The organism is uncultured Nostoc sp. (assembly GCF_964245575.1).
Classification (GTDB): Bacteria; Cyanobacteriota; Cyanobacteriia; order Cyanobacteriales; family Nostocaceae; genus Nostoc.
Map to the genome: position 1 here is coordinate 1 of NZ_CAXTNP010000336.1, position 7,256 is coordinate 7,256.

The window sequence follows — 7,256 nt, forward strand, 5'->3', positions numbered from 1 at the left end:
GGCGAATAAATAATCATTGCCATCGCCACCATTGAGTAGGTTATCGCCTTCTGAAGCGATAATATTCAAGGTATCATTACCAACGCCTCCATTGAGTAAGTTATTACCTGTTGAATAGTCAGCAGTCAAGAAATCATTACCAGCGCCACCATTGAGGGTGTTATTGCCTGATGCACCAACGATTTCAAAATATTGGAAGCCAGAGACAGTAAGATAATCCTTGCCATCGCCACCATTGAGAAGGTTATCGCCTGTTGAATAGTCACTCCTTAATGTATCGTTACCAGCGCCCCCGTTGAGGGTATTATTGCCAGAGCCGCCAATGGTAAAGCTGTAGTTGTCGCTAGAGGCACTAAGAAAATCATTGCCATTACCCCCACAGAGCAGGTTATCGCCTCTTGAATAGTCAGTCCTCAATGTATCGTCACCAGCACCACCTTTGAGAGTGTTATTGCCTAAGACATAATCATAGCCATCACTGGATTGCTGCTTTCGGCCAGAGGCACTAAGATAATCATTACCATTGCCACCATCAAGAAGATTATCGCCTTCTGAATAGTTAACATTCAAGTTATTGTCACTACCACCACCCCTGAAAGTATTGTTGCTCGTACCAGCAACGAGAGTATCATCCCCCGCACCACCAATGAGAGTATCATTGCCTGTACCACCTCTCAGCATGTCGTTGCCACTCAAGCCGTCAATGATGTCATCACCTGCCTGAGCATTTATGACATCATCTGAGTTGTCAAAGCCGCTAACATTATTGTCGAGGTCGTTAAGGAAGGTGACTGTGTTCTTATTGAAGATAGTGCTTTGGGTGGAGTTGGCATTGAAGACATCAAAGCTGTCACTAATACTAGTTTGCCCATCAAACAGGATATTGCCCAAGTCTACAGTCGCTCCTGTCGATTTGCTCAAGTTATCCAGGTTTTCCAGGGCAAAGTTTTGCAGGATGACTTTGGTATTAGTAAAGTCCCCTTCAAAGGTGATTTCCAGATTGCTACCATTCTGGGTGAGCAGCAGATTTTTAGCAGTAGAGGCAGCACCTTGGAATTTTAGAGTGTCCACTTCGGCAGTAACTGCTGCTGTCGGGTTTGTTCCTTTACCTACGCCACCGAAATCGGTGATGGTATCAGTGTTGTTTAAGTAGTTTAAGTCGTAAACAAATGTATCCTTGCCGCCACCACCAGTTAGGGTGTCGTCACCTTGGTTAGATATGATGCTATCATTGCCTGCAAGACCCTTAATCGTGTCTGCGCTGTTAGTGCCCAGTAGGGTATCATTCCCGCCGGTTCCAATAATATCTGCCATAATTTTTACCTACTTAAATCGATTTTTTCAGTAACTTCAGTTCAGAACCTTGAGTTTAGTGCTGTTTTTGGGCATAAGAATTCACCGAAATTTGACCTTTTCGGCATACTTTACACGCCACCCTTAAGAAACAGTAATATTTCTTGAAGATTCAGTCTATGAGAAGTCTTGTACATAGTGAGCTATTCTCCGCAGGTGTCTAAATTGAAAATAGAGAACATCTGAATAGGAATAGGTAGCCTCAAAATAATTACATAGTCAATATTTTACTTAAATGTTTATACTTAAATAAATGTCTTTGCACACTCTTCATAGTATTTGCCGATAAATGTAGATACAGATACTGAACTTTGTCTATTCTTCATATTGTTTTAGTTTCTAGACAATAATTTCCAGAAAGTAGTAGGCAAATGTTTTAATAAGTGATACAAAATACATATTTGAATAGTGTGATGCCTACGGTTCTTACTAGCCTACGCCTAGCAATATTTTATATCTGTGCAAAAATTGCTAGAGGTTACTAAAATTACTAACGCAGAGATGATCAGACTTAGCCAAGAACACTTGCAAACTATCCGCACCCATGCAGAAAGCACCTATCCAGAGGAGTGCTGTGGTATAATTTTGGGCTATCTGGCTAGTGGGGGTAAAATTGTGGTAGAAGTCATACCAACAGAAAATGCCTGGAATACAGAAGCGGCGGCTGAGTTTGCAGGGGAACGCACAGCAGAAAGTAAAAGACGGCAATATGCGATCGCACCCGAAGTTATGTTAAAAACACAGAAGGAAGCACGCAACAGATCACTGAACATGATCGGCATTTTTCACTCCCACCCAGATCATCCTGCTATCCCTTCAGAATGCGATCGCCTATACGCTTGGCAAGGATACTCGTATATAATAGTTTCCGTCCAAAACGGCAAAGCTGGAGAACTTCAAAGCTGGAGCCTTGATGATGATCATCAGTTTCAAGCAGAGGCAATTGAAAATATAATTTAACGGCTTAGTTTAAAGACGCATATCGTTTTTCGATAGGATTAATATTCCGCTCTCCTTGATCATAACTGCTATGCTCAATCCCAATCTGGATGAAATCCAGTTGACCAAAGACGATTACGAACGCTACTCCCGACACCTGATTTTGCCGGAAGTAGGACTAGAAGGACAGAAGCGCCTGAAAGCTGCCAGTGTACAGTGTATCGGTACAGGTGGACTAGGTTCACCACTACTTTTATATCTGGCGGCGGCGGGTATTGGACGTATCGGGATTGTCGATTTCGATGTTGTCGATACTTCTAACTTACAACGCCAAGTAATCCACGGTACATCCTGGGTGGGTAAACCCAAGATTGAATCAGCAAAAAACCGCATTCACGAGATTAACCCCTATTGTCAGGTTGATTTATACGAAACCCGCCTAACTTCCGAAAACGCCCTGGAAATCCTCCAACCTTATGATATCGTGGTAGATGGTACCGATAACTTCCCCACCAGATATCTAGTTAACGACGCTTGCGTACTGCTCAATAAGCCCAACGTCTACGGTTCAATTTTACGCTTTGAAGGGCAAGCTACTCTATTTAATTACCAAGGTGGGCCGAATTATCGTGACCTTTTCCCAGAACCACCACCACCAGGAATGGTTCCCTCTTGTGCAGAAGGTGGCGTATTGGGAATTTTGCCCGGAATTATTGGTTTAATCCAAGCAACGGAAACTGTCAAAATTATTCTGGGACAAGGTAACACCCTGAGTGGACGGTTGCTACTATACAACGCTTTAGATATGAAATTCCGGGAGTTGAAGCTGCGTCCTAACCCAATTCGCCCAGTGATTGAAAAGCTGATAGACTACGAACAATTCTGCGGAATTCCACAAGCTAAGGCAGAGGAGGCTAAACAGCAGATGGAAATGCAAGAAATGACCGTTAAGGATTTGAAGGAGTTGCTGGATAGTGGTGCGAAGGATTTTGTCCTGCTAGATGTCCGCAACCCCAATGAGTACGACATTGCCAAAATTCCTGGTTCCGTGTTGGTACCCTTACCAGACATTGAAAATGGGAATGGCGTTGCGAAGGTGAAGGAAATATTAAACGGTCACCGCTTAATTGCTCATTGTAAGATGGGCGGGCGATCGGCAAAAGCCCTCGCCATTCTCAAAGAAGCCGGGATTGTTGGGACGAATGTCAAAGGCGGAATTACTGCTTGGAGTAAAGAAATAGATCCTTCTGTTCCAGAGTATTAAAAACGCACCACTTTCTCTAAAGAGTGGATGAGGGGGACTTTGGAGAGACAAGGGAGACAAAGTAAAATTTTCTCCCCTATCTGCCTCATCTTCATGACTCAATCACAACCGCAAGCAATAATACCTTTTATCGGTGCAATTGGGCGTATATTGGGATTTATTGCTAGCTGGTGTTTGCATTGTGATAAGTGGCATTTCTAAAACGCAAGGAACGCAAAGTTATGCTTTGCGTTCCTCTGGATTTAAAATTCTAACGTTCTAAGATGCAAAAGAATCAGCAGTTGTCTTAGCTACACGTTTAATCTGACCCAGCAGACTGTGCAGTTTTTCCCCTTCAATGACTTCTGTTTCTAAGAGTTGAGTAGCGATCGCTTCTAGCAAGTCTCGATTCTCTCTGAGAATATTTAGGGCTTGTTCGTGGGCTGTTTCCACGATTTCCTTGACTTCGATATCAATAGCTTTGGATGTGTCTTCACTTACCGCCCGCCGGGGATTACTAGCACCATTACCCAGGAACATTGGTTGTTGTCCTTGTTGGTAAGCCAGTGGCCCTAAGACTTTGCTCATACCATAGGTTGTTACCATCCGTTCTGCCAAGTCAGTTGCTCGTTGCAAATCGTTGGAAGCACCTGTTGTAATACTGTTAAACACAACCTCTTCTGCGGAACGTCCACCTAAGAGAGTGGCAATCTGACCGCGCAGTTCATCTTCATTCATCAAAAAGCGGTCTTCGGTTGGTAATTGCAGAGTGTAGCCCAAAGCTGCCATCCCACGGGGAATAATCGAAATCTTTTCTACGCGACCGTTTCCTGTTGTTAGCGCCCCTACCATTGCGTGACCGACTTCATGGTAAGCAACAATCTTTTTCTCAGTCTCGTTCATCACCCGACTCTTCTTCTCTAAACCGGCGACTACCCGCTCAATTGCTTCGGCAAAGTCTTCTTGAGCAACGCTTTCACGCATATTACGAGCTGCTAATAATGCGGCTTCGTTCACCAAGTTTGCCAAATCTGCGCCAGCAAAACCAGGGGTACGAGTAGCGATCGCTCTTAAATCTACATCATTTCCTAATTTTACCTTTTGAGCGTGAATCTTGAGAATTGCTTCACGATCAGATAAATCAGGACGGTCTACCAACACTTGGCGGTCAAAGCGGCCTGGACGCAGCAATGCAGGGTCTAGTACTTCGGGGCGGTTGGTAGCTGCAAGTACAATCACCGTTGCATCTCCAGCTGCAAACCCGTCCATCTCCGTTAGTAACTGGTTGAGGGTCTGTTCTCGCTCATCGTTACCACCGTAGAAGCCGTTACTGCTACGAGACTTACCGATCGCATCCAATTCATCAATGAATACAATACAGGGAGCCTGTTTCTTTGCTTGCTCAAACAAATCCCGCACTCTGGAAGAACCTACACCAACAAACAATTCTACAAACTCCGAACCAGAGATACTGAAGAATGGAACTCCTGCTTCTCCTGCTACGGCTTTCGCTAAAAGTGTCTTACCAGTACCCGGAGGGCCAACCAACAACACACCTTTGGGAATCCTAGCGCCAATTTGCGTAAATCGTGCCGGAGTCTTGAGGAAATCCACAATTTCCACTAACTCAGTTTTCGCTTCTTCTACCCCAGCCACGTCTGTAAAGGTGATTTTAGCTGATTCGCCTTCAACGTAAACCTTAGCTTTGCTTTTACCAATGGAGAGAACACCTTGAGGCCCACCGCCACCGGCACCACGGGCGAGAAAGAATTGCCAAATGCCAATAAAAATCAGTGGTGGAACCACCCAACTTAAGAGGGTTGTAAACCAAGTATTCTTGGGTGGAGGTGTAGCAGCGAATTCAACTCCCTTTTGTTCTAGCAGTTTGGGTAACTCTAAATCAAAGATTGGTGTAGTTGCAAACACCTGGGGCGGCTCGGCATTTTCTGTTTTTAGTTGGTAGATGATCTGGTTTTGACCAACGGAAACGCGGCTAACTTCCCCTTCTTGTACTTGATGAATAAATAAGCTATACGGAACACCAGTCGGGCCAGAAGCAAATAAACCAGGCAAAAATAAATTTAAGAGCAAAAATAGCCCTGATACTGCCAGTAATATATTAGCAATGATCCGAAACCGAGGTGACTTAGGCTGTTCTTTAATTGCCATCGATATTACCAATCCTTAAAATGAAAACTGTTAAAAATGTGACTTTCACAGAAAGTCCGTTATTTACCATCCGAATAGTTAAAGCAGCAGCTTATACTGTTTCCAACCAATCAAAAATTTGGGCTAACTGATCCAGTGTTACCAGTCCATACTGCCAGAGGGTCATAGCCAGAAAGTTGGGGGTCTGCTCACAATGTCGCAAAGCAAGAGAAATTGCTCCACCAGAAATACCCAACTCTTGTTCTAAAAAATGTACCAATTGATCTATAGCTTTCATAACCATGTTAAACAACGTTAATTAAATCTTATTTTTGACTTAGCTCAAGAAACTTGATTAAACACCAGTCAAGATTTCCAAAGCTATAAGAGATATAAACCCAATCACCGCCAAGCTACCATTGAGTTTTTCGGCATACTTAGTGAAACCAAGCGTATATTCTTGCCTGATGTACATCCAAGGTGCTGGCGTTCGCGCCCAAACTAGGCAAGGGGCTACGTGCAAAGCCATTCAATTTGTCTTGTTCCTCAAGAATATTACCGCTTCTCATAAATTCTCCCATCTAGCAATGTTTGCAGCATTTTTTATTTATGTAACTAAACTTAACAATTAAATTAATCTTTGGGAACTAACGAGCAAATACGGTTTACCGTACTCAAAGAGTTAACACCACTCGAAATGAGAAAACTTTAGTGAAGAGAATGCTGTCAAAGAAGACGCAGAGATTCTGAGAGGCAAAGATAAATCTCCGTGTTCTCTTTCATATCCCCGTGTTATATTCATTTTTCACCAAAGATTTATATCTTTAGATAGATACGTACACAATCTGGAGAGAGCGATATCTACGATGGTCACTGACTTGTACTGAGCGCAGTCGAAGTAGCTTGTCGAAGTGCGGGCTACGCTTACACAAAAACTTTACTTTGGACGTTATAAAGTTAACTATAACTTTACCAGAATTACATTTAGCCTATTGACACTACTTACATATTTATAAGAGTATCTAAGTGTTTTAAAAGATATCAAAGTATTTTAAAGATTTAAAAGTCAAGTCCTTTGACTAAATGATACCAAAAGACTGCTACTAACATAATTTTTAATCGAATTTATTAATTACGAATTACAAATTAGGAGTTATAATGTGCAGTCCAATTTTAGAGGGTAGCAATAGCGATCTGTCTACGACACTGTGAATGAGCGGTTATTCTACAAACCCAAAGCCTACCTGGTTGTAGAAGTAGCAGTCAATTGGCAGTTCTTAAATAGTGCAACTCATCGAAGGGGATAACGGGAAACTCTATCCCTTTGTCTCCCCCTCCACTTGTCCCTTATCTCTTCATTGACACTAATGTACATCTGTGCGCCCTTACTTTGAACACGGAACTTCAAGCTTAGAACCTTAAAGCCCACTCCCTGACTAACAACAAATAAACACAGGAGAAAATCATGGCTAATTCATTCTTCAATCTCAGTGACCTGAATGGTAACAATGGCTTTAAAATTAACGGCATTGCAGCAAATGACAACTCAGGCGTCTCAGTCAGCAATGCGGGG

6 protein-coding genes are annotated in these 7,256 nt (G+C 42.9%); 2 read left to right on the forward strand and 4 right to left on the reverse strand.

The genetic code is table 11. The features are described from left to right. Positions 1 to 1,314, reverse strand: a 1,314-nt coding sequence (locus ACFFAP_RS33350; RefSeq protein WP_375515233.1) for a calcium-binding protein, incomplete at its 3' end; no start/stop codon positions are given. Positions 1,315 to 1,854: 540 nt separating this feature from the next. On the opposite strand from ACFFAP_RS33350, the gene ACFFAP_RS33355 reads away from it, so the two are divergent. Both ACFFAP_RS33355 and moeB read left to right on the forward strand, forming a co-directional pair. Then, on the forward strand, positions 1,855 to 2,313 hold the full coding sequence (locus ACFFAP_RS33355) for a Mov34/MPN/PAD-1 family protein (protein WP_375515234.1): 459 nt from the start codon (positions 1,855 to 1,857) through the stop codon (positions 2,311 to 2,313). 70 nt (positions 2,314 to 2,383) lie between these two features. Continuing rightward, positions 2,384 to 3,556 carry a molybdopterin-synthase adenylyltransferase MoeB gene (gene moeB / locus ACFFAP_RS33360; protein WP_375515235.1) on the forward strand — a complete coding sequence of 391 codons (1,173 nt, stop codon included), beginning with the start codon at positions 2,384 to 2,386 and terminating at the stop codon, positions 3,554 to 3,556. 258 nt (positions 3,557 to 3,814) lie between these two features. On the opposite strand, the gene ftsH4 is transcribed toward moeB, so the two are convergent. The 3 genes from ftsH4 to ACFFAP_RS33375 all read right to left on the reverse strand — a co-directional run bounded on the left by ftsH4 (position 3,815) and on the right by ACFFAP_RS33375 (position 6,212). Beyond that, positions 3,815 to 5,704, reverse strand: coding sequence for an ATP-dependent zinc metalloprotease FtsH4 (ftsH4, locus tag ACFFAP_RS33365; protein ID WP_375515236.1), 1,890 nt, complete (start codon positions 5,702 to 5,704; stop codon positions 3,815 to 3,817). A gap of 91 nt (positions 5,705 to 5,795) precedes the next feature. After that, entirely contained in the window at positions 5,796 to 5,981 is a 186-nt protein-coding gene (locus tag ACFFAP_RS33370) for a DUF2949 domain-containing protein (RefSeq protein WP_375515237.1), read from the reverse strand. Between the two features lie 57 nt (positions 5,982 to 6,038). Then, positions 6,039 to 6,212 carry a hypothetical protein gene (locus ACFFAP_RS33375; RefSeq protein ID WP_375515238.1) on the reverse strand — a complete coding sequence of 58 codons (174 nt, stop codon included), beginning with the start codon at positions 6,210 to 6,212 and terminating at the stop codon, positions 6,039 to 6,041. Positions 6,213 to 7,256: the final 1,044 nt, after the last annotated feature.